Raw genomic sequence first — 21,078 nt, forward strand, 5'->3', positions numbered from 1 at the left:
GTTTATGCACCTATCTTTTTGATTTAATTAGTTTTCGACTGATCCAGTAATCACAACTTACATATCTTCCACCGCCAAGAACCAGTAGTGCACCCAACATAACCAAATAGGTCACTGCAAACTCAACGCCATTATTCAATATGACAAATGAGCCACTAGATGTAAGCCAATCATAATTTCCATAAGTGCTCAGAATCTCTCTCGCTTTCTCTAATTTTTCAGCAGACTCCATCACTTGCATATTGGCAAAAGGTGCTTGTGGGTCGGCAATCGCTTGCCAACCATTCGGTAGATGCACAGTAAATATCGCGACGAGCATTGTGATCATCAACGGAATACTAATCCATCGAGTTGCCAAACCCAGTGCTAATAAAATGGCACCACCCAGCTCAGCAGAAGTTGCTAGTGTTGCCATCAGCACTGGAAAGGGTAAACCTAAACCCCAGTCAGGATTGCCAAACCATTCAACGGTATCCGCAAAATGAGCAAGCTTATTTGAACCCGCCATCCAAAATACTGGAACAAGAAACAGCCTTAACGAAAGTGCTGCAATTCCATCGAAATGTTTTAAATGTGAACAGAAATTCTGATAGCGTAAAAATAAAGGATAAATAAATTTATTCATGAGGATTTCACACCGACTCGTATTGAATAGTCATTAGTCGGTTGAGGATTTAGTTTCTTACAAGAAAAAAATTATTTTTTAACTGTAATAAATTGAGTGGTCGCTCGTCTAATAACATGTACCTGAGTACAAAACCCCAAATTGATTTAAAAGGAACTTCAAAATGAATAAGTTAAATTCGATGACTTCAGTCGCTGCTTTAGTTGCTCTATCTATGGTTGGTGCAACAACACACGTCTCAGCCGCCTCCACAACAACTGAAACACATGTAAGCAAAGCGGCTGATGGTAAATGTGGCGAAGCAAAATGTGGTGCAAATAAAGCCAAACAACAGCATAAAACAACAGAAGCAAAATGTGGCGCTGCCAAAAAAGCGGCTGATGCGAAATGTGGTGAAGCGAAATGTGGTTCAGATAAAGCGAAAAAACAACACAAAACTACTGATGCAAAATGCGGTGCAGATAAAAAAGCTGCAGATGCAAAATGTGGAGCAGACAAAAAAGTGGCTGATGGGAAGTGTGGCGGTCACTAAGCCTTATGCAGACGGTAGATGACAGCATCTAAAAAGATGGCTGTCATTCACCAAAAGGATTCTTTATGGATGCAATCACAAGTGTGGGTCTTGGTCTAAGACGAGATTTTATCGAGGCATTTTTAGGTGCGACTCACCATCCTGACTTTATTGAAGTTGCTCCAGAAAATTGGATGAGCTTTGGTGGTCGACATGCGAAACTTCTAGCTCAGTGTGTAGAAAAATCTCCATTAATTTGTCACGGACTCTCTTTGTCGATTGGTGGTCCTCATCCCTTAAATATTGATTTTATTCATCAAATCAAAAAATTCTTAGATACTTATCAAGTCGAGATTTATTCGGAACATCTGAGTTATACCAATGATGGTGGCTATCTATACGATCTCTTGCCTATCCCAATGACTGAAGCTGCTGTGAAGTATGTAGTGGAACGAATTTCTCAAGTTCAAGATATTTTAGGGCGAAGATTAGTATTAGAAAATGTTTCTACTTATCTTATGCCGAATGCTGAAATGTCTGAGGCAGAGTTTGTCCGTGAAGTAATCACACAAGCAGATTGCGAATTATTGTTGGACGTGAATAACGTTTATGTAAATAGTATCAACCACCAATCAGATGCTTATGCTTTCATTGAAGCTATGCCGAAACAACGTATTCGTTATTTACATATAGCAGGGCATGAACAGGTGAGTACAGATTTACTCATTGATACTCATGGTGCTGAAGTATGTGATCCCGTGTGGGCATTGTTGGAATACACTTATCAGGTATGTGGTGTGAAACCAACGTTATTAGAGCGCGATTTTAATATCCCAACATGGCAGCAACTTCAGAGTGAATTGAATAAGATTCAGCAGTTACAGCATCAATATTCAAATCAACACACACTAATCCCAATGAGCCAGAATTTGGTCGATGGGGTGAATGTATGAGTATGAATGAGCATACTTTTCAGCAGACCCAACATGTTTTTTGTAACTGGCTGCGTGATCCAAATTCAGTAAAAGCAGTGCCTTTTGCTTTGGATCGTATGCAAGTTTATCGAGAACTGTTGTTCAACAATGTTTGCTCATTTATCAATTTGGTTTATCCGGTGGCTCGATCTTTATTGCCTGAGCAGCAATGGCAACAGTTACTGGCGGATTTTTTTCGAGAATCTCAGAATCAGTCTCCGCTTTATAACGATATCTCATTGCAATTCAGAGAGTTTCTCACAGAAAAACAGCATCCTATTTTATTTGAATATCCGTGGCTTGCTGAGCTGTTGCAATACGAATGGCTTGAACTGTACTTGGATACACTTGAAATTGAAGATGTTACTTTGAATGCCGAATTAAATTGGCAGCTGACTACACAAGTTTGGGTTTTGGTGTATCAATATCCTGTTTACCAGTGGTCAATCAATCAAATTTACAGAGATCCCGCTCCAAGTGCCATCATGGTTTGGCGAAACAAACATGATCGGGTTTGTGTTGAATTATTGACCCCATTATCCGCTTATCTAATTGAGCAATTAGCACAACAACCATTGCCGCGAATAGCACTCGCTGAGTTTATCCAGCAAATAATTCCTGATCTATCGTTCAGTGAAGTGAATACTCAACTGGATGAACTTGCAGAAGATTTGATCCGCTTAGAATTGTTATACAAACCAGACTAGCATAGTGAGAAACGCGATGCCTGAAATGACAACATCGAATGCTAATGCATCGCAGCAATTGTATAACGATGATTTTCTGATGGAACTACGACAACAAATGATGAAATTTGCAGTATTGCAACTTTCTTCATTTCATCAAGCTGAGGATGTTGTGCAAGAAGCTTTGGTCAGTGCTTTACAACATTCAGGTTCTTTTTCTGGTCGATCAGCATTTAAAACATGGGTATTCGCTATTTTAAAAAATAAAATTGTTGATCTGATTCGTCATAAGCAACGTTTAGTCAGTATGTCTGAATTGTTTGATACAGAAGAAAACGAGCGAAGCGTGGATGAGTTGTTTGATGCTTCAGGGCATTGGCAAAAATCAGAAAGACCAAAAGCATGGTTGAATCCTGAGGAAATGATGGAGCAGCAAGATTTTTGGATGATTTTCGATACCTGTTTGAATCATTTACCAGCAAAGTATGCACAAGTGTTTATGTTGCGGGAAATGATAGAACTTAGTTCAGATGAAATCTGTGAGAAATTAGAGCTAAGTATCTCAAACTTGAACGTTCTAATGTATCGCAGTCGAGCCAGACTACGTGAATGCTTAGAAAACAAATGGTTACTTCAGGAGGATTGTTCATGTTGACGTGCCGAGAAGCGACCCAATTGCTTTCAGAAAAACAAGATCGGACACTGAACTTCAAAGAAATGAGTGCCTTACAGTTTCATGTGGTGATGTGTAGTTCGTGTCGACGTTTTGGCAAGCAGATGAAGAGCTTAAGTTTATTATCAAAACAATATAAAAAATTTGATGAAAAACAGAAAGATTACAATAAGAAAGCCTCATATTTCATGAGGCTTTCTTGGTTTAATTTGTACTAAAAACTAAGTTTCAGCACAAATTAAAAATTACATATTCGGGTAGTTTGGACCACCGCCACCTTCTGGCGTTACCCATGTAATGTTCTGTGATGGGTCTTTAATATCACAAGTCTTACAGTGTACACAGTTCGCAGCGTTGATTTGGAAGCGTTTAGAACCGTCATCATTTTCCATCACTTCATAAACACCAGCAGGGCAATAACGTTGAGCAGGCTCATCCCATTTTGGTAAGTTTACGTTGACTGGAATAGATGGATCAGTCAGCTTCAAGTGAGCTGGTTGATTCTCTTCGTGTACAGTATTTGAAATAAAGACAGAAGATAAACGATCAAATACTAACTTACCATCAGCTTTCGGATAGTTAGGTTTGAATGTTGACGCATCTACAGTTTTAAGAGCAGCAAAGTCTTGTTTTAAGTCATGTAATGTAAATGGTACTTTAAAGACATTTTGGTCAATAAAGTTGAACGCACCACCAATCCATGTACCAAACTTATGCATCGCTGGACCAAAGTTACGTGCTTGATATAACTCTTCTTTTAACCAAGAGTTGTTATATTTATCTGTATAAGCAGTTAACTCTTTAGCAAAATGATCATCGCCTTCAAGTACACGAGCAATGGCAAGATCACCACCTTTTGCTACACCAGCAGCGATGGCTTCAAATACAGCCTCGCCACATAACATGCCTGACTTCATTGCAGTGTGTGAGCCTTTGATTTTTGAGAAGTTCAAGAAACCAGCATCATCACCGATCAAGCAACCGCCTGGGAATGTTAGTTTAGGTAAAGAGTTGAAACCGCCTTTCACTACCGCACGCGCGCCGTAAGAAATACGCTTACCACCCTCTAGGAATTGCTTAATCGTTGGGTGTGTTTTCCAACGTTGCATTTCCATGAATGGATACATGTGAGGGTTTTCGTAAGATAAGTCGACGATCATACCCAAAGTAACTTGGTTATTTTCAGCGTGATATAACCACCAACCACCTGCAGAACCTGTCTCAGACAAAGGCCAACCCGCACCATGCATTACAAGACCAGGCTTGTGTTTTGCAGGATCGATTTCCCAAAGTTCTTTGATACCAATACCATAATGTTGTGGATCAGCATCTTTATCTAAATTGTATTTAGCAATTAAACGCTTACCGAGGTGACCACGGCAACCTTCAGCGAATAAAGTATATTTAGCATGAAGTTCATAACCAGGAGTAAAGTTGTGTGTTGGCTCACCATTTTTGCCAATACCCATATCACCTGTTTGGATGCCTTTTACAGTACCATCTTCATGATAAAGTACTTCAGATGCAGCAAAACCAGGGAAAATAGAAACTTCTAATTCTTCAGCTTTTTGACCTAACCAACGAACAACGTTACCAAGAGAAATGACATAGTTCCCTTCGTTGTGCATTGATTTAGGAACCATCCAATACGGCATCTTTTGTGCTTTAGTATCAGATAATAAGAAATAAGTTTCGTCATCCGTTACAGGAACATTCAGCGGAGCGCCTTCTTCTTTCCAGTTCGGGAACAATTCATTCATGGCACGTGGTTCAAGTACAGCACCAGAAAGGATATGCGCACCAACTTCAGAGCCTTTTTCAACCACACAGACTGAAAGGTCAGGTAGGTTGTTTTCAATCGCTAATTGACGAATTTTAATCGCAGCAGATAAACCCGCAGGTCCAGCGCCTACGATCACTACGTCAAACTCCATCGCTTCACGTTCGATGTGTTCCATGTAGGACTCCTCATATTTTAAGGGTGGCAACCGTAATCATTGCTATTCGGTGCTGCCATGAGTGTTCTGAATTGCCAAGCACAAAACTATCTATTGCGCTTGCAAACGTTTGGGATAGTATAGTTTTAAACCTTGATCTCGCCAATTGGCTGAGTGGTCATATTTTCCCGTCAGCAAGGCATAAACTATGATAAATGAAAATGATTCTCCACAGAATACAGGAAAAATCGTGTTGTCTGATGATAAAAACTTAATGAACATTGCACAATACTTAAAAGATGTACAGCAAAGTCACAAAAGGTCAATTCCACCTTTAGACCAATGGCATCCAAAGCATTGTGGCAAAATGGATTTGAAAGTAAAAGCCAATGGTGAGTGGTGGCACGAAGGTCAATTGGTTAAGCGTCAGGCACTCTTGGATCTGTTTAGTAAAGTGCTTTGGAAAGAAGATGGAAAATTCTACTTAAAAACACCAGTTGAACAGATTGAAATTGAAGTTGAAGATGAGCCTTTACTCATCAATCAAGCTGATCAAATAGAACTAGATGGAAAAAAATATCTACAACTTACGACCAGTAATCAAGATGTCGTCATTGTGGATGAACAGCATCCGATTTTTATGCGTGAATATGCAGGTGAGTTAAGACCTTATGTTCATGTTCGATTTGGAATCAATGCCTTGATTCAGCGTCAAAGTTTTTATCATCTCGTGAATTACGGCACTTTGTCTGAAAATTCACAAGGTGAAGCTGTTTTAACATTAAAAAGTGGTGATTTAGTCTTGCATTTGAGCACCTGAGGTTTAATCTTTAACAGAGATATTCCACCACTACGTTTTCGTGTATGACAGCTGTTCAACCTATCGCAGAGTTATTAAATCCTATGCCTCATGCATCCTCAGATGCTCCGATAGGTGTATTTGATTCTGGGATTGGAGGCTTGTCGATTGCTCAAGAAATTGCCTCTCATTTACCCAATGAGCGCATTCTTTATTATGCTGACACCGCTCATGTACCTTATGGGGCGCGTTCTGATCAAGAAATTCGTGAGCTAACGGCAAAAGCAATTGAATGGCTTTATAGGCAAGGTTGCAAAATCGCTGTCGTTGCCTGTAATACAGCATCAGCATTTAGTTTGGATTATCTGCGTGAACATTATGGTGAGCATTTTCCGATTGTAGGCTTAGTGCCAGCGTTGAAACCTGCTGTACTTCAGACGCAATCAAAAGTCGTCGCTGTGCTAGCAACACCTGCAACGTTTCGTGGTAAGTTAATTAAAGAAGTTATGCTTAAGTTTGCAGAGCCTGCAGGTGTGAAAGTTTTAACTGTTACGAGCCTCAAACTTGTGCCCTTTGTAGAGGCAGGAGAGCAGATAAGTGAAGCATGTTTAGTTGAGCTTCATAATATTTTGCAACCAGTGGTAGATCAGGGGGCAGATTTTCTTGTACTAGGCTGCACTCACTATCCATTTTTGAAAGATGCTATTCGTCAGATTTTTAATGAAAAGTTAAAATTAATCGATTCAGGACAAGCAGTTGCGCGACAAACAGCGTATATTTTAATAAAAAATAGGTTATTATGTGACAAAATAAGTCATAATATTACACGTATTGAATGTTTCGTTAGTGGACAGAATGCAGTCGAGTTACAACCCGTAGTTCAGCATCTTATGTCGTCACAATTGACGTGGACAATCAATAATTTGGATGAAGTTTAGATATTAAGCTCGACTCATACCATATTTAAAATTTTATTTGGGGTTATCTGTTAATAGGTTTTTGGGCGGTTTAGCTTAAACTTATGGATAAGTGAAGTGGGGCACAGGCTATGCAAGATACTCGTTATCAAGTCTTTATTTCTACGTCTGGCAATGAAATGCAACCAGAGCGAGCAGTACTGACTCAAACTTTGGTGGGAATGGGCTTTTTCTCTTGGGGCTTGGAACAACGCACGCCATTGAGCACATCGATCGCCCGACGTCAAATTGATGACTGCGATTACGTGGTGATTTTGCTTGGCAGCCAGTATGGAGAACAATCTGTGTCTGGCGTAGGTTATATGCATTTAGAGTATATCTATGCGATGACCAAGCAAAAACCTGTGATTGTATTTATGCATGAAGATCCCGACTCGCGTGACTTACAATTGCAAGATAATAAACCTGAATTAAAAGAAAAATTTAAAGAGTTTAGAAAACAGCTACAGCATGATGTTGATCAAATATTTACATACCGTACCTTAAGAGATTTGGAACTAGCTGTTCGTTCGAGCATGCCACAAATGTTAGAGCGTTATCCTGTGGTAGGTTGGGTACGTCCTCAGAACACTCAAGTTTTACAAGATGAGATCGATAGTTTACGTGCCAAACTAAAACAACTCGAAACTGAGATGGGTAGTCGCGAAGCAGATCCAATTTCAATGTTACCTAAGGTTTCAATGCATGAGCTTTATTCTTTTGAATATCGTATGCATGCCTATCAAGATGGTAATTTTAAAGACATCAAAACGTTCCGTAAATTAACATGGGCACAATTGCTCAATGTACTTGGTTCATCTTTTGTTAGTCCAACTCCTGAAGAATATTTTTCAAAACGTATGAATGAATATTTAAATGAAACAGGTTTGGAGGATGCGCGTAAAGAGATGCCAAGAGCACACGCCGTTTCAAGAGCACAGATCAATATACGTGCTTTGCATGAGATAAAAATGCAAATGCGTCAGAATGAATGGATTGTACCTACGGGACGTGATGATCGCCAACGTATGTTATGGCAGTTGACGCATAAAGCTCAAAAGCTATTGGAAAGTAATGTCCTAGATAGTAATCGGGTTTTTCAATTTAAAACAATGCATTAAACCAATTTAAAAAAGAATCATAAAGCTGCTAAAGTAATTGAAGAAATTCAGCTATAGCGGAAACGATCTATGTCAGCGACACCAAAACCAAAAGTCACTGTGATTTTAGCAAATTTAGGTACGCCCGACGAAGCGACTGCACCAGCAGTACGTCGTTTTTTGAAGCAATTTTTATCTGACACGCGTGTAATTGAAATACCAAAATTTATTTGGTGGGTGATTCTACATGCTTTTGTTCTTCCATTTCGCCCAAAACGGGTTGCTCAAGCATATGCCTCAGTTTGGTCAACTGACTCACCAATGCGCGAAATTGTTCTCAAACAAATACAATTGATTAAACAGCGTTTGCTGGATGAAAATCATCAATTTGACTTAACGGTTGTGCCTGCCATGACTTATGGCCAACCAAGCATTTATGCAGTATTTGAGCAACTTGAGAAAGTGCCTCAAGAGCATGTGATTTTATTACCATTATTCCCACAATATTCTGCGACATCGACTGCGCCTTTATATGATGCTTTTGCACGATGGATTCCAAATCAGCGCCATTTGCCTGGAATAACTATGATCAAAGATTATTATCAGCATCCATTATTCATTCAAGCTTTGGTGGATAGTGTGCTTGCTTATCAAGAGCAGCACGGAAAACCTGAAAAATTATTGATGTCATTTCATGGTATTCCTCAGCCTTATGCAGACAAAGGTGATCCTTATGCAGATCGTTGTCGTATGACCGCAAAACTGGTTGCTGAAGCATTGCATTTAAATGAAGATGAATGGGCAATCAGTTTCCAATCTCGTTTTGGTAAACAAGAGTGGGTTAAACCTTATACCGATGTTTTATTGGAACAATGGGGACAAGCAGGGGTTCGATCTGTACAAGTGCTGAGTCCTGCTTTTTCAGCAGATTGTCTGGAAACATTAGAAGAATTGGCAGTTGAAAATAAAGAAACTTTCCAACACGCTGGTGGTGGAGAATATGCTTATATTCCTGCATTAAATACTGACCAAGCACATATAGATTTGCTTGCAAGTCTGGTTCAGGCTAATCTTGATGCTCTTACTCATACCTTAGCTCATCGTTAAGACGATCTTCTTTCACGCCAGAGGTTTTTTATGCTGCAAGTCAAAATTGTTCCTGTTACCGCATTTGCTCAAAATTGCTCAATTTTATGGGACAGTGAAAGCAAAGAGGCGGTTTTGATTGATGCAGGTGGCGATGCAGCAGTACTAAAAAAAGAAGTTGAGGCTTTGGGTTTAACCGTTAAGGCACTATGGTTGACGCATGGACATCTTGATCATGCTGGTGCTGTAGGAGAATTGGCTGAAGCTTGGAAAATTCCTGTGATTGGTCCACATAAAGAAGACCAATTTTGGTTAGATATGATTCAAGAAGTCTCAGCACGTTATGGTTTCCCAATTCCTCAACCTGTTAAAGTCGATCAGTGGTTAGAAGGTGGTGAAACCTTAAAACTGGGTGAAGACGAATTCGAGGTGCGTTTTGCACCAGGACATACGCCTGGTCATGTGATGTTTTACAATCAAAAGCATGGTTTGCTTTGGACGGGTGATGTGTTGTTTAAAGGCTCGATAGGACGCACAGATTTTCCAAAAGGAAATCATCAGCAGTTACTCGATTCGATTAAAAGAGAATGCTTTAGCTTACCTGATGAAACTCAGTTTATTTCGGGGCATGGTCCAATCAGCACAATCGGTTACGAGAAACAATTCAACCCATTCGTTGCAAGTAAAGCTGGCTAATCCTCGTATTCATCTTCATGACGTTTATCGCCTGCCTGAGGTGCATCTTGGGTAGGCAGTTTGTATTCATCGTTTGCCCAAGCCCCTAAATCAATCAGCTTACAACGCTCTGAGCAAAATGGGCGAAATTCATTACCTTCCCAAGTGCTGTCTTGTCCACAACGTGGGCAGGGGAATGTACGTGGCATAGAAAATTCCTACATCAAAAACAAATAGATTAGGCAAAAGCAAAGTGAATTGTTAGACTTAAGCCGATTTCTAGATAGTTTGATGTGAATATGTCGATTCGTCAATTTCAAGCGCACCGAATGCAAGCACCACGTGATTTTCAGGTGATTCCGAATACGCCGATTTGTGTTGAAATCGGTGCGGGTAAAGGTAAGCATGCTTTACTGTTCACAGGGCAAAATCCGCAAACGACGTTGTATGCTATCGAACGAACTAAAGAAAAATTTTTAGCGATGCAAAAACAGCATCAGCTTGAACCACGTGAATATTTATACCCGATACATGCTGATGCTTTGCCTTGGGTCGTACATGCTTTGCATCCTGCACAAGTAGAACAATTTTTTATTCTTTATCCAAACCCAGAACCCCATAATCCAGCACAGCGTTGGTTAAATATGCCGTTCTTTGAGTTTTTACTTTCACGTCTTCAGCCGAATGGCACCATTACTTTAGCAAGTAATATTGAAGAGTATATTGAAGAAGCTGAACAGCAACTGATTCAATTGTGGAAGTTGCCTTATGAAAAGCAAAAAATAGCAACAGACTCTGCACGTACACATTTTGAAGTCAAGTACTTGGAACGTGGTGAACTTTGCCAACAGTTGATCATCACCAAGCCTGAAAATTATTCGACTCGTTTTGATGATTTTGCACCTTTGCAAGGTCAAAATGCTCAAGAGCAATCTGATGTCTAAACGTATTGCGATTATCGGTGCTGGCCCAGCAGGTTTGATGGCTGCTGAAGTATTGAGCCAATATGATTATCAAATTGACGTTTTTGAGCAGAAGCCTTCAGCAGCGCGTAAGTTCCTTATGGCTGGGAAAACAGGTTTAAATATTTCTCATGCTGAGCCAATCGATACTTTTATTCAACGCTATGATCACTCAGTGTGGTTAAGTCCATGGGTGAGACATTGGGACGCGCAGTGGATTCAAGACTGGATGAAAGGTTTGGGCATAGAGTCCTATGTGGGGAGTTCAGGGCGAATTTTCCCGACCGAGATGAAAGCAGCTCCTTTACTCCGTGCTTGGCTAAAACGATTGATAGATGATGGGGTGAAGTTTTATTATCGTCATCGTTGTGTCGATGTGACCAAGAATCAGTTAACGATTGAAAACCAAACAGGATGTTACACTGATCATTATGATGCGATTGTGTTGGCCTGTGGAGCTGTTTCATGGTCACAATTAGGCAGTGATGGTGCTTGGCAGCAATGGTTGTCTGAAGATCAGATTGAACCCTTTCAAGCCAGTAATGCAGGTGTATTGAAAGCATGGTCACCATTTATGCAAGACTGTTTTGGACAACCACTTAAACGCGTTGATGCATGGGTGAATGCAGAAAATAAAACGCATGGTGATATTGTGATTACTCACTATGGTTTTGAAAGTGGTGTGATTTATAAATTAGGGCGTGATTTAAGAGCTTTGAATCATCAAAAGCAACCTTTCATATTGCATCTGGACTTATTGCCAGATGTCAGTGCCGAACAATTAGAAAAAAAATTACACAGCAATAAAAAGCAATCCCTAACCAATATTTGGCGAAAAGCAGGCTTAGATCACGTCAAAATTAATCTGTTGCGTGAAGTCACGAATAAAAGCATATGGTCAGATGTAAAACAGATGGCTCAGCAGATCAAGAACCTTAATATTTCACTCGATGGCTTTCGTCCAATCGAAGAAGCCATTAGCTGTGCGGGTGGTGTTAAACAGATCGCTTTGTCTTCTCAATTACAATTGCAATCAAATCCTTTTGTGTTTTGTTGTGGTGAAATGCTGGATTGGGATGCACCAACAGGGGGATATTTACTCACTGCTTGTTTTGCAACTGGGCGAGCGGCAGGAACAGGGGTACATCAATACTTAATATCTGACACTATAAGATAATGTTTTAAAAAGTTTTTATAAATTTAATGTATTTTTCATGTTTTAAATAACGCGATTTTTATCTATTGGCGAGTTTCTTGCAAAGTTGAGATTTGTCTTTTTGATATATGAATATTCAATGTTGCAGAGATTCAAATCTAGTCTATTTCTTCAAGTCATTTTTGCGTTAATTCTCGGTATTATCATTGGAATCAGTTTTCACGATTTTTCTTTAGCTTTAAAACCACTAGGTGATGGCTTTATTGCACTGATCAAGATGCTTATTGCGCCTATTGTTTTCTGTGTAGTTGTGCTTGGATTGTATGGAGCAAATGATCTTAAAAAAAATGGGGAAGATTGGCGCAAAAACGATTTTATATTTTGAGATTGTGGCCAGCATTGCTTTGGTTTTGGGAATTGTGATTGCATATGTCTTCAAACCTGGCGTTGGTATGAATATTGATATCACCCAGTTATATGGAAAGGATTTAAATGTTTATACCGAACGTGCGCACACGATGAGTTCGGGATCAGATTTCTTATTAGGGTCTGTTGACATTTACTGTTCATAATTAAACCTATAAAGGTAGCCATAAAAATATACAGGCTAAGGCAACAGCACTTTGATAATTTCTTTTGAGCTTGTCATATCGAGTAGCTATCCCTCTAAATTGTTTTAATCTACAAAACATATTTTCAACTAAATGCCTGATTTTATATAAATACCAGTCCATATGATCATTGTTCGATTGGCTATTTATTTTCTTTGGTATATTCGCTTTTGTTCCTGTTTTTCTGATCTGCTCACGCAGTGGTTCTGAATCATATCCTTTATCTGCGCATACCACTTCTGTCTCTTTTAAATCTAATGTTGCTATTAAATCAGGTGCAACTTTGATGTCATGTGTAGTGCCATCGGTAATCATGAAATCAATAGGATTGCCATGTGAATCAACAATCAAATGTATTTTTGAGGAGTTTCCTCCTACACTTTTAGAAATGGATTGATTCGCTATACCGGCAGAATGTTGATGAGCACGTACGTGAGAGCCATCAATAAAAATCCACTCCATATCGGGGCATGATGCTAATAATTTGAATAATCTAAGCAACTTACCGCTGCTTGACCAACGATTAAAACGTTTGAAAATAGAGTTTGATTGACCGAAATAGGAAGGAATATCTCGCCACGGACAGCCTGTTCTAATTCTATAGAGAATAGCTTCAATAAAATTACGTAAATTTGAGTTGTGATGAATAGATAAATTACGCAAAATAGTTTTCAACTTTTGCCAGTGTTGATCTGTCAGCATGGTACGAGGCATAGCGAATAGTAAAATTAGGTTTGGCGATTTGATTTTACTACTTCGCTATTTTTTTAAGCTAAAAGTGTCAACACACCCTACATATTATTCCTAAAACATTTGTAGATGCTTTTGCTCGTGGTGATATTTTACAAGTCTTATTGATCGCTATTTTGTTTGGTGTCGCTTTACTCATGATTCCAAAGCATTTGGCAGAGTTGGTATGTAAAGCAATCGAAGCTTTTTCTGAAGTGTTTTTTAAGATGATGGCTTTAATCATTCGTTTAGCACCAGTTGGGGTATTCGGTTCAGTCGTTTATACCACTGCTAAATTCGGATTAGATTCATTGGTTCAGCTTGGCTATTTAGTCTTATTGTTTTATGTGACTTGTATTTTGTTTGTACTTGTTATTTTAGGTGGAATCCTGAAATTTACAGGTTTAAATATATTTAAATTTCTAAATTATTTTAAAGCAGAACTATCTATTGTATTGGGAACTGCATCCTCCGATTCAGTGTTGCCTCAGATAATGAAAAAGTTAAAAAATCTAGGAATTAAGGATTCCACTGTGGGTTTAGTGATCCCAACAGGCTATTCTTTTAATCTAGATGGATTCTCTATCTATCTAACTCTTGGCGTTATATTTATTGCCCAAGCTTGCAATATTGATTTATCGATGCATGATTTACTTGCAATTTTATTGGTTTCTTTGGTGACTTCAAAAGGTGCACACGGTATCCCAGGTTCTGCACTAGTGATATTAGCTGCAACTTTGTCTGTCATACCTAGTCTTCCAACGATTGGCTTGGTGTTGTTATTGTCCGTTGATTGGTTTATTGGGATTGTGCGTGCTTGTACGAATTTGATCGGAAACTGTGTGGCAACGGTTGTGATTGCTCATTGGGAACAGGATATTGATCATGCACGTGCCCAAGCTGTATTGGATCAAAAGATTGAGTTGAATTCCTAGATTAAATCACTATCTGAGACAATAAATAGTTTCTTAAAAATAGCATTTCTAATTTGCATGGAGCTTATATCTAGCCTATATTTTTAATGGAAAATTCATCAAAGGAATGTGCAATGTCTCAAACTTTACCTGTATATCACGGCAGTTGTTTGTGCAACGGTATTCGTTATGAAATCCATGGCGAAATTGGAGATATTGTGCAATGTCATTGTCAGCGTTGTCGTAAAGCCAATGGCACAGCTTATGCCACAAATGCTCCAATTAAAGTAAGTGATTTTAAAATTACGCAAGGTGAGCATCTACTCAAAAAATTTCAATCCACTGAGACGACTCAACGTTGTTTTTGTACAGATTGTGGCTCACCTATTATAAGTATTAAATCAGATATACCTGAGTTTTATCGCCTAAGAATAGGTACTCTGGATACCGCTATTCAGCAAAGACCAACCATGCATATTTTTGCTGCATCAAAAGCTGAGTGGGACTGTATTGCAGATGATTTACCACAATATGTTGAGCGACCATAATCGCTTTAGGTTGAGGATTAAACATGATTTTTGAGACTGCATCGTTAAGCCCAACGGAAGTGTATCGACTTTTAGTCGGTGGGATTACCCCTCGACCAATTGCATGGATCAGCACTTTATCTAAAGATGGTGTCGCCAATATCGCCCCTTATTCATTTTTTAGTGTGGCGAGTTGTAACCCACCGATCTTATGGTATTCACAAGTGAACCCACAAAGTGGGCAGGATAAAGACACACTTCGAAATCTTATTGATACTCAAGAGTGTGTGGTCCATATCGCTGATACAAAACTACTTGAGAAATTGAATTTGTCTTGTGCATCATTAGCTGCTGAGCAAAGTGAATTTGAATATGCTGAGATTGCATCTTGTCCAAGCTATTCAGTACAACCCTTATCTGTTCAAGACTCTTTGGTTCGTTACGAGTGTCGCTTAAGAGAAATTTTAGAGTTCAGCACACTTCCCTCTGGGGGAAAAGTTGCTTTACTCGATGTTCAGGCGATTTATGTAGATGATCGGGTCTGGAATGGAACGATGATAGACCAAGAAAAATTAAACAGTCTTGGAAAAATGGGTGGTGATTTTTATAGTTTAACTAGTGATCTGCGTAAATTATCGAGACCGCAAGTTTAATCGAGATTCAAAAAAGGAGGTTTTAATCCCACTGTTGTCCCACAGATATCACAAGAAGAACTTCAATTGAGGTTCTTCTTGTTTTCGCCATTTTTTATCAGGCACAAAGAGTGACCTTAAAAGTTTCCTTTCAAATAAATTGACCTGAATAATTCTTAGTAAACGCTGAACACTCCATCCTTCTTGTGCCATGTGTTTAGCGAAGTTCACCAGCAAATAGGCAATTAATGCAATCCATATTTGCGTTTGTATCGCATTGCGGCTTCGACCTAGAAATGACTTCAGTTTTAAATTCTGCTTGATGGCTTTAAAGAATAACTCAATCTTCCAGCGGTCTTTATAAATTGCAGCAATGGTGGATGCTGCCAGATGAAAGTTGTTGCTCAGAAATTCGAATGTTCTTTTCTTATCTGTATCATAAAACTCTATACGTCTTAATAATTCAGGTGCGCCTCTTTTCTTGGCATGCGCACTGCTCAATTCAATACATTCATCCGCAATAATCCCTTTAGTCTCTAATACGCTGCGGCTTGATTTAACTTGATAAACTGTCTTTGGGCGTAGCCGGGTTACAAAGCTGACGTTCTGAAGTGTCAACTGAGCAAACCATTGATAATCAACATATCCTTTATCAAAGACGATAATGCTGCCAGCAGGAAATTTAAATGCTCTGCCTTGCACCATATCATTTTCAATACCATCCCCAAGCGCTACAAATTCAGGAATGGTATTGCTGTGATTTAAGCCAACACTGAGTTTAATACTGGCTTTGGATTCATGTACTTTTGCCCATGCGCACAATGACAGTGAAAGATCAATATGACTGGCATCTAGTGAATACAGTGGATTTTTGAATCTAAATTTATGTGCAGTTTTAGAGTTTTCACAGCGCTGAAGCAGCTGTGTGAACAATTGCTGATACAGGCTGGCGGGCTGTTCTTCGTTGAGTCTTGCTAAGGTGCTTCGCGCAATTCTCTTCGCGCCAAGATGATAGAGCTTTTCCTGCTGGGATTCGAGATTGGATTGAATGTCTCTTAAGCTTTGCCGACAAGAAAGTTGGGACATCAATATGGCAACAAACTGATCCCAGCGGGTGGCTGATCTTAATTTTTGCCCAGAGTGGTGCAGTTTAGCCAGACGTTCAAAATCTTGTCTTAGAATGGGTTTGAGTAATTGATGAAATACGGTATTCTGATGTGACAAAACCTGAGTCCTTTATAGTTAAAGTGTTTGTTTGCACTCATGTTTTAACTATTTAGACTCAGGTTTTTTTTTTAGAGCAAACTATGGGACAGTAGTGGTTTTAATCCCTCCTTTTTTTAGATTATTTTACAGACAATGCCTGACCTTCAAATTTCACACCATCCCAGCCATTTTGCATAAACTGACGAATATTTTGGTGATCTGTTCCTTCAGGTGTTGCGAGCACAGATGCATAATGTTCCGCAAATAAACTTAAAGTATCTGCTTGGTTTAAACCTTCTAATTGAGCAAAACTAAAGACTTTTGCACTTCCTTGGTTCTCAGTTGCAGCATTAAATTGAGCGCCATTTTGAAAAGCCGTAGGTGTGTGTTGATAACGTGCTTCAATAAAGGCAATAACATCAGCAAATTTTGCAGAACCATCTTTCAGTTGTGCCAATAAGGTTTGAGCCATTTTAAAATTCCATGTGTATAAAATGAATGTGAGCATCATACCATCGAATCAAGAACGTTGATGTTTGATGCTGTGGAAACTAGACCGAATAGGGCAAGCTGTTTATGCTGTAAATGATAAATCAAATGTATAAATAATAATGAATCGACATCATTTTAAAGTACCTAAACACAAGCCTTTACTCCGTTATTTTAGCTTGCTGCTTAGCTGTCAATTTATCTTGACTGTGCGTCGCTTTTTCATGCGTCTATTACCTTTTATACGATTTGAAAGTCAGGTCAGTCATATTGTGTATTTATCATGGTTAGTTGATATCGAGCAGGTTCGAGAACGCTATCCTGAGCTGGTTCATTTGTGGGAAAGGCAGGGCAAAACAGTTTTTACCATTCTCAGTTACCAACATCATCATTTTGGCTTTCGTTTTCTTGGTCCATTTCGACGTTGGATGCCTTCTCCCCGACAAAGTAACTGGCGTTTTTATCTCAATGATACGGCACCTAAAACGGTCATTTTTGAACAGGTTTTGATTGACCATGCTTTATATGTTGTTGGTGGTCGTCTTGCAAGCGATGTAATGCCTGCCCAATATGCTGCAAAGTTCGAGCATGAATTTGATTCTAAACAGCAGGCTATTCAGACGGAGGTTTATCTAGATCAAGATTATTCTTTTAAGAGCCATGTCGGTATTCGACAGGAAAAAAGTTTACCTGCAACATGGCAGAATTTATTTGATTCATGGGCGGATGCTGTGCATTTTCTAGTTGATCAAGATCATGCATGGGCAGAGTGGGTTGATCAGCCCCAACGAATGTCGCAAGGTGATATTCAAATGCCAGTCTGCTTCGAGCAAATTCAAGCCGCAGAAGTACTTGCTCTAAGCCCCCCTGAACTGCTAAAGCAGTTTCAAATAGACGCTGATGCAGATGTTTTTGCTTTTGTAATTACTGCTCTAGATTTTCACGTCTTGAATGAAAAAATATTAAATTGAACATCAAGTTGTGGATAACTGAAGCGTTATACACAGAAAAAAACATAAGTTGAGTTGTTCAAAATCTATGTTATTTTAGGATGAAGGAGATGGTATTCCTCCTTTTACAAACCGCCAAACTGGCTAATGATGCCTACGTTGTCCTGTACAGGGAGCGTAGGTTTATGCGCGCTCTGTTTATCTTCTGGAGTCCGCAGATGGCAAAAGTACTCGCTATGTTTAATGCATTACTGTCTCCAAATCTGAGTTTGGAGTAAATCATGTACTATTCACTTATCTCAATTGCGTTAGGATCAATCTTAGGTGCTTGGCTACGTTGGTTGATTGGTTTAAAGCTCAATCCTATTTTTCCAGCGATTCCATTGGGTACGGTCACCGTAAATTTTATTGGTGGTTTTATTATTGGATTTGCAATTTCATATTTTTCACAAAGCGCACTTAGTCCAAATTATAAGTTATTTGTGATCACAGGTTTTTGTGGCGCATTAACGACTTTTTCAACCTTTTCGGCAGAAATCATTGCATTATTGCAACAAGGTAAACTGAGCTATGCTGTTGCTGCGATTGTTATTCACGTGATTGGTTCACTCGTCTTTACTTTGATTGGCATGAGCTTGCATCAGTGGTTGAGTGCTGCGTAGTTCGGGAGAGAACTTATGAATGGATTCTTAATTACCTTTTATGCTGAACGCAGTCGAATGTACCAAGGTCAACCGATTGTTGAATGGTTATTGTCCGTTGCCCAACAAATGAAGTTGGGAGGTGCAACAGTCATAAATGCAACACATGGCATGGATCATCGCGGGCAAATTCATTCTGCAGGATTTTTTGAGTTGGCTGATCAGCCTGTTCAAATTCAATTTGCCGTGAATGATGAACAGGCTACAGCGTTGTTTAAATTTCTTGAAGATAAAGCGATTTCTCTATTTTATGTCAAGCAGGCTGTTGAATATGGTGTGATTGGACAATCATCACTGCGAGATGGATGACAAATTTTTGACATAAAAAAAGAAGTCTAAGTGGAGGAGATATAACCTTAGACTTCGAATGCTTGTAATGTACAGCGTCAAACTTAAAATAAGATTAAGCTTTACGACTAAAACGACCAAATCGTTTATTGAAGCTCGCAACACGACCTTCGTTGCTTGCTTGACGTACTTCGCCTGTATAAAACGGATGTGATGCGCTTGAAATATCTAGCGTCACATAAGGGTAAACTTGACCTTGATATTCTTTAGTCTGTTTGGTTTGGATCGTGCTACCAATCAAGAAGTAAGCATCGGCATTGGTATCGTGAAATAGTACTTGTTGGTAATCAGGGTGAATATCTTTACGCATTTTTAAGACTCCTAAAATTATATGGAAATGTTATAACATAACAATACATGAAGTCAATTTTGAGTATTTCAAGTTTTGCTTTGAAATGACATATAGATTTTCGTCTTGCGATTAAGTAAGGGGCACTAAGTTTTAAGAAATTTAACTAGGCACGAGTTCTTCAAATAAGTCGTTCAGATTGTCATGCACTTTGAGATGAATGAGATTCCAGTAATGTCCAGATACCGTACGATTCACCATCAATGTATCAGGAGAGGGTTTAAATACGTCCCAATATTTTAAAGATTTTTTCACTAGGCGCATGCCATCGTGATGTGAAGAGTTTTCTGCAAAATCATAATGTGTACTGAGCGGACGTAATAAAATTTCAATCCATTGACTATAAAGTTCGTCAGGGAACTTTTCTTTTTCAGCCAATGCCTTTAATTCGACTAATAAGTCTTCAACTTGAGCAATATTCTCTTGTCGAGCAGCATTGACGAGAGATTTAAAATATTGAACGATCTCAGGCGATAAGGTTTTTACACTGCCATAATCGTAAATAATTACGCTGCCATCTTCTCTAAATGCAAAGTTACCTGGGTGTGGATCGCAATGAAATCGTCTTAAAAAGAAAATTTCTTGTCCGAGCGCACGTACGATTCGACGACCAATTTGATTGCGTGTTTCGACAGACCACGTACTTGCCGTTTCGATTGATTCACCTTTTTCATAACTGAGTGTGAGTACACGGCGAGATGAATAGTCTTTATAGACGGTAGGTATAATCACTTGTTGATCGAGTTTTTCATGGAAGGTTTTAAATACTTCTAGATTCTGAGCTTCAATTTCATAGTTCAATTCAGCTGATAGGCTGTCTTGGATTTCTTTAAAAAGTTGATCTTGAAGTTTTTTATCAATTTTTAATACACCCATTAAACGTAAAGCAAGGCGAACCTGTTTTAAATCGCTTTCACAAGCTTGATCGACACCAGGATATTGTACTTTGACTACCACTGCTTGCCCATTCGGCAAAATAGCACGATGCACTTGACCGATGGATGCTGCTGCAAATGGTTCGGTTTCGAAAGAGCTAAAAATTTGGTTTAAGGGTTTGCCTAACTCTTTTTCGACTTGCTGTTGGATCGCAGCAAAAGGCATGGCAGGGGCTTGGCGTTGTAACTTAGCAATCGCTTTGGCGACTTCTGGTGGAAAAATATCTTTGTATTGAGAGGCAATCTGTCCGACCTTCATTACAGCACCTTTCATTTCTCCAAGTGTATCAGCGATTTGAATGCCGATATCTTGGAAAAGTTGGCTACGTGCTGCATTTTTTTGTTCTTCATCGGCAGTGAGATTTCGAATAGAGTTAGCCACGCTTTTGCTTGCAATACTTGCGGTCATGCCTGCCAGTTTTAAAAAGCGTTTACCGGAAGAACTCGCATGCTTTGCCATATTCGTTAGACCTCAATTGTTTTATCTCAAAGGAGTATCTTGATCATAGGGTACAAAACTTAAATTGCCTATAAGAAAATGTTAAGT

General features: G+C 39.1%; 24 protein-coding genes, 3 pseudogenes and 1 riboswitch. Of the genes and pseudogenes, 19 read left to right on the forward strand and 8 right to left on the reverse strand.

The genetic code is table 11. The features are described 5' to 3' along the window. Positions 1-10: 10 nt before the first annotated feature. A complete protein-coding gene (locus tag R2H34_RS02200; protein ID WP_042891907.1) occupies positions 11-625 on the reverse strand; it encodes a DoxX family protein in 615 nt (204 codons plus the stop codon). 163 nt (positions 626-788) lie between these two features. On the opposite strand from R2H34_RS02200, the gene R2H34_RS02205 reads away from it, so the two are divergent. From R2H34_RS02205 to R2H34_RS02225, 5 genes and pseudogenes are all read left to right on the forward strand, one after another. Further along, the gene (locus R2H34_RS02205) at positions 789-1,157 is read left to right on the forward strand and encodes a hypothetical protein (RefSeq protein ID WP_318342400.1); all 369 of its coding nucleotides are present in this window, start codon (positions 789-791) and stop codon (positions 1,155-1,157) included. Between the two features lie 65 nt (positions 1,158-1,222). Beyond that, positions 1,223-2,089: a DUF692 domain-containing protein gene (locus R2H34_RS02210; RefSeq protein ID WP_004916728.1), complete on the forward strand. Its 867-nt coding sequence runs from the start codon at positions 1,223-1,225 to the stop codon at positions 2,087-2,089. Then, the gene (locus R2H34_RS02215) at positions 2,086-2,817 is read left to right on the forward strand and encodes a DUF2063 domain-containing protein (RefSeq protein ID WP_004916724.1); all 732 of its coding nucleotides are present in this window, start codon (positions 2,086-2,088) and stop codon (positions 2,815-2,817) included. The genes R2H34_RS02210 and R2H34_RS02215 overlap by 4 nt, the downstream gene beginning before the upstream one ends. Positions 2,818-2,833: 16 nt before the next feature. Then, entirely contained in the window at positions 2,834-3,451 is a 618-nt protein-coding gene (locus R2H34_RS02220; protein WP_004916721.1) for an RNA polymerase factor sigma-70, read from the forward strand. Next, positions 3,445-3,633, forward strand: a pseudogene (locus tag R2H34_RS02225) (zf-HC2 domain-containing protein); the annotation flags it as partial. The gene R2H34_RS02220 and the pseudogene R2H34_RS02225, both read left to right, overlap by 7 nt. An 81-nt stretch (positions 3,634-3,714) precedes the next feature. Here the strand turns inward: R2H34_RS02225 and R2H34_RS02230 are convergent. After that, positions 3,715-5,427 (reverse strand): electron transfer flavoprotein-ubiquinone oxidoreductase, encoded by a 1,713-nt coding sequence (locus tag R2H34_RS02230; RefSeq protein ID WP_004916716.1) that lies wholly within the window; start codon positions 5,425-5,427, stop codon positions 3,715-3,717. A gap of 187 nt (positions 5,428-5,614) precedes the next feature. Here R2H34_RS02230 and R2H34_RS02235 point away from each other — a divergent pair, with 187 nt between their 5' ends. From R2H34_RS02235 to R2H34_RS02255, 5 genes are all read left to right on the forward strand, one after another. Beyond that, a complete protein-coding gene (locus R2H34_RS02235) occupies positions 5,615-6,226 on the forward strand; it encodes a DUF1285 domain-containing protein (RefSeq protein ID WP_004916713.1) in 612 nt (203 codons plus the stop codon). Between the two features lie 44 nt (positions 6,227-6,270). Further along, positions 6,271-7,143, forward strand: coding sequence for a glutamate racemase (murI, locus tag R2H34_RS02240; RefSeq protein ID WP_075696828.1), 873 nt, complete (start codon positions 6,271-6,273; stop codon positions 7,141-7,143). A gap of 110 nt (positions 7,144-7,253) precedes the next feature. Further along, complete coding sequence (locus R2H34_RS02245; RefSeq protein WP_004957594.1) at positions 7,254-8,282, forward strand: DUF4062 domain-containing protein; 1,029 nt, start codon at positions 7,254-7,256, stop codon at positions 8,280-8,282. A 69-nt stretch (positions 8,283-8,351) separates the two neighbouring features. Beyond that, positions 8,352-9,368, forward strand: coding sequence for a ferrochelatase (gene hemH / locus R2H34_RS02250; RefSeq protein ID WP_125272071.1), 1,017 nt, complete (start codon positions 8,352-8,354; stop codon positions 9,366-9,368). Positions 9,369-9,398: 30 nt separating this feature from the next. Then, on the forward strand, positions 9,399-10,043 hold the full coding sequence (locus tag R2H34_RS02255; protein ID WP_004916699.1) for an MBL fold metallo-hydrolase: 645 nt from the start codon (positions 9,399-9,401) through the stop codon (positions 10,041-10,043). Here R2H34_RS02255 and R2H34_RS02260 read toward each other — a convergent pair. After that, positions 10,040-10,231 carry a DNA gyrase inhibitor YacG gene (locus R2H34_RS02260; RefSeq protein ID WP_004916696.1) on the reverse strand — a complete coding sequence of 64 codons (192 nt, stop codon included), beginning with the start codon at positions 10,229-10,231 and terminating at the stop codon, positions 10,040-10,042. The genes R2H34_RS02255 and R2H34_RS02260 overlap by 4 nt on opposite strands. A gap of 90 nt (positions 10,232-10,321) precedes the next feature. Between R2H34_RS02260 and R2H34_RS02265 the strand changes: the two genes are divergently transcribed. The 3 genes and pseudogenes from R2H34_RS02265 to R2H34_RS02275 form a co-directional block, all read left to right on the forward strand. Continuing rightward, on the forward strand, positions 10,322-10,966 hold the full coding sequence (locus R2H34_RS02265; protein ID WP_005403605.1) for an SAM-dependent methyltransferase: 645 nt from the start codon (positions 10,322-10,324) through the stop codon (positions 10,964-10,966). Beyond that, complete coding sequence (locus R2H34_RS02270) at positions 10,959-12,161, forward strand: TIGR03862 family flavoprotein (protein WP_136695246.1); 1,203 nt, start codon at positions 10,959-10,961, stop codon at positions 12,159-12,161. The genes R2H34_RS02265 and R2H34_RS02270 overlap by 8 nt, the downstream gene beginning before the upstream one ends. A gap of 118 nt (positions 12,162-12,279) precedes the next feature. After that, positions 12,280-12,694, forward strand: a pseudogene (locus R2H34_RS02275) (cation:dicarboxylate symporter family transporter); the annotation flags it as partial. Between the two features lie 24 nt (positions 12,695-12,718). On the opposite strand, the gene R2H34_RS02280 reads toward R2H34_RS02275, so the two are convergent. Next, the gene (locus R2H34_RS02280) at positions 12,719-13,465 is read right to left on the reverse strand and encodes an IS5 family transposase (protein ID WP_004912080.1); all 747 of its coding nucleotides are present in this window, start codon (positions 13,463-13,465) and stop codon (positions 12,719-12,721) included. Positions 13,466-13,542: 77 nt separating this feature from the next. On the opposite strand from R2H34_RS02280, the pseudogene R2H34_RS02285 reads away from it, so the two are divergent. The 3 genes and pseudogenes from R2H34_RS02285 to R2H34_RS02295 form a co-directional block, all read left to right on the forward strand. Next, positions 13,543-14,415, forward strand: a pseudogene (locus R2H34_RS02285) (cation:dicarboxylate symporter family transporter); the annotation flags it as partial. A 113-nt stretch (positions 14,416-14,528) separates the two neighbouring features. Continuing rightward, positions 14,529-14,942 (forward strand): GFA family protein, encoded by a 414-nt coding sequence (locus R2H34_RS02290; protein ID WP_004916686.1) that lies wholly within the window; start codon positions 14,529-14,531, stop codon positions 14,940-14,942. 23 nt (positions 14,943-14,965) lie between these two features. After that, positions 14,966-15,574 (forward strand): flavin reductase family protein, encoded by a 609-nt coding sequence (locus R2H34_RS02295; protein ID WP_136700502.1) that lies wholly within the window; start codon positions 14,966-14,968, stop codon positions 15,572-15,574. Positions 15,575-15,622: 48 nt separating this feature from the next. Here R2H34_RS02295 and R2H34_RS02300 read toward each other — a convergent pair whose 3' ends face one another. Next, a complete protein-coding gene (locus tag R2H34_RS02300; RefSeq protein ID WP_075696825.1) occupies positions 15,623-16,777 on the reverse strand; it encodes an IS4 family transposase in 1,155 nt (384 codons plus the stop codon). A 121-nt stretch (positions 16,778-16,898) separates the two neighbouring features. Next, positions 16,899-17,231 carry a HopJ type III effector protein gene (locus R2H34_RS02305; RefSeq protein WP_004958735.1) on the reverse strand — a complete coding sequence of 111 codons (333 nt, stop codon included), beginning with the start codon at positions 17,229-17,231 and terminating at the stop codon, positions 16,899-16,901. 139 nt (positions 17,232-17,370) lie between these two features. Here R2H34_RS02305 and R2H34_RS02310 point away from each other — a divergent pair, with 139 nt between their 5' ends. From R2H34_RS02310 to R2H34_RS02320, 3 genes are all read left to right on the forward strand, one after another. Next, positions 17,371-18,219 carry a DUF2071 domain-containing protein gene (locus tag R2H34_RS02310; protein ID WP_075696824.1) on the forward strand — a complete coding sequence of 283 codons (849 nt, stop codon included), beginning with the start codon at positions 17,371-17,373 and terminating at the stop codon, positions 18,217-18,219. A gap of 76 nt (positions 18,220-18,295) precedes the next feature. Continuing rightward, a riboswitch (Fluoride riboswitch) is annotated at positions 18,296-18,362 on the forward strand. Between the two features lie 117 nt (positions 18,363-18,479). Next, positions 18,480-18,860, forward strand: a complete 381-nt coding sequence (crcB, locus tag R2H34_RS02315) for a fluoride efflux transporter CrcB (protein ID WP_136700207.1) — start codon at positions 18,480-18,482, stop codon at positions 18,858-18,860. A gap of 15 nt (positions 18,861-18,875) precedes the next feature. Next, complete coding sequence (locus tag R2H34_RS02320) at positions 18,876-19,208, forward strand: DUF190 domain-containing protein (protein ID WP_004958740.1); 333 nt, start codon at positions 18,876-18,878, stop codon at positions 19,206-19,208. Positions 19,209-19,302: 94 nt separating this feature from the next. On the opposite strand, the gene R2H34_RS02325 is transcribed toward R2H34_RS02320, so the two are convergent. Both R2H34_RS02325 and R2H34_RS02330 read right to left on the reverse strand, forming a co-directional pair. Further along, complete coding sequence (locus R2H34_RS02325; RefSeq protein WP_136700205.1) at positions 19,303-19,557, reverse strand: type B 50S ribosomal protein L31; 255 nt, start codon at positions 19,555-19,557, stop codon at positions 19,303-19,305. A 141-nt stretch (positions 19,558-19,698) separates the two neighbouring features. Next, positions 19,699-20,991 carry an ABC1 kinase family protein gene (locus R2H34_RS02330; protein WP_075696823.1) on the reverse strand — a complete coding sequence of 431 codons (1,293 nt, stop codon included), beginning with the start codon at positions 20,989-20,991 and terminating at the stop codon, positions 19,699-19,701. Positions 20,992-21,078: the final 87 nt, after the last annotated feature.

It is taken from the genome of Acinetobacter sp. 16 (assembly GCF_033439925.1).
Classification (GTDB): Bacteria; Pseudomonadota; Gammaproteobacteria; order Pseudomonadales; family Moraxellaceae; genus Acinetobacter; species Acinetobacter junii.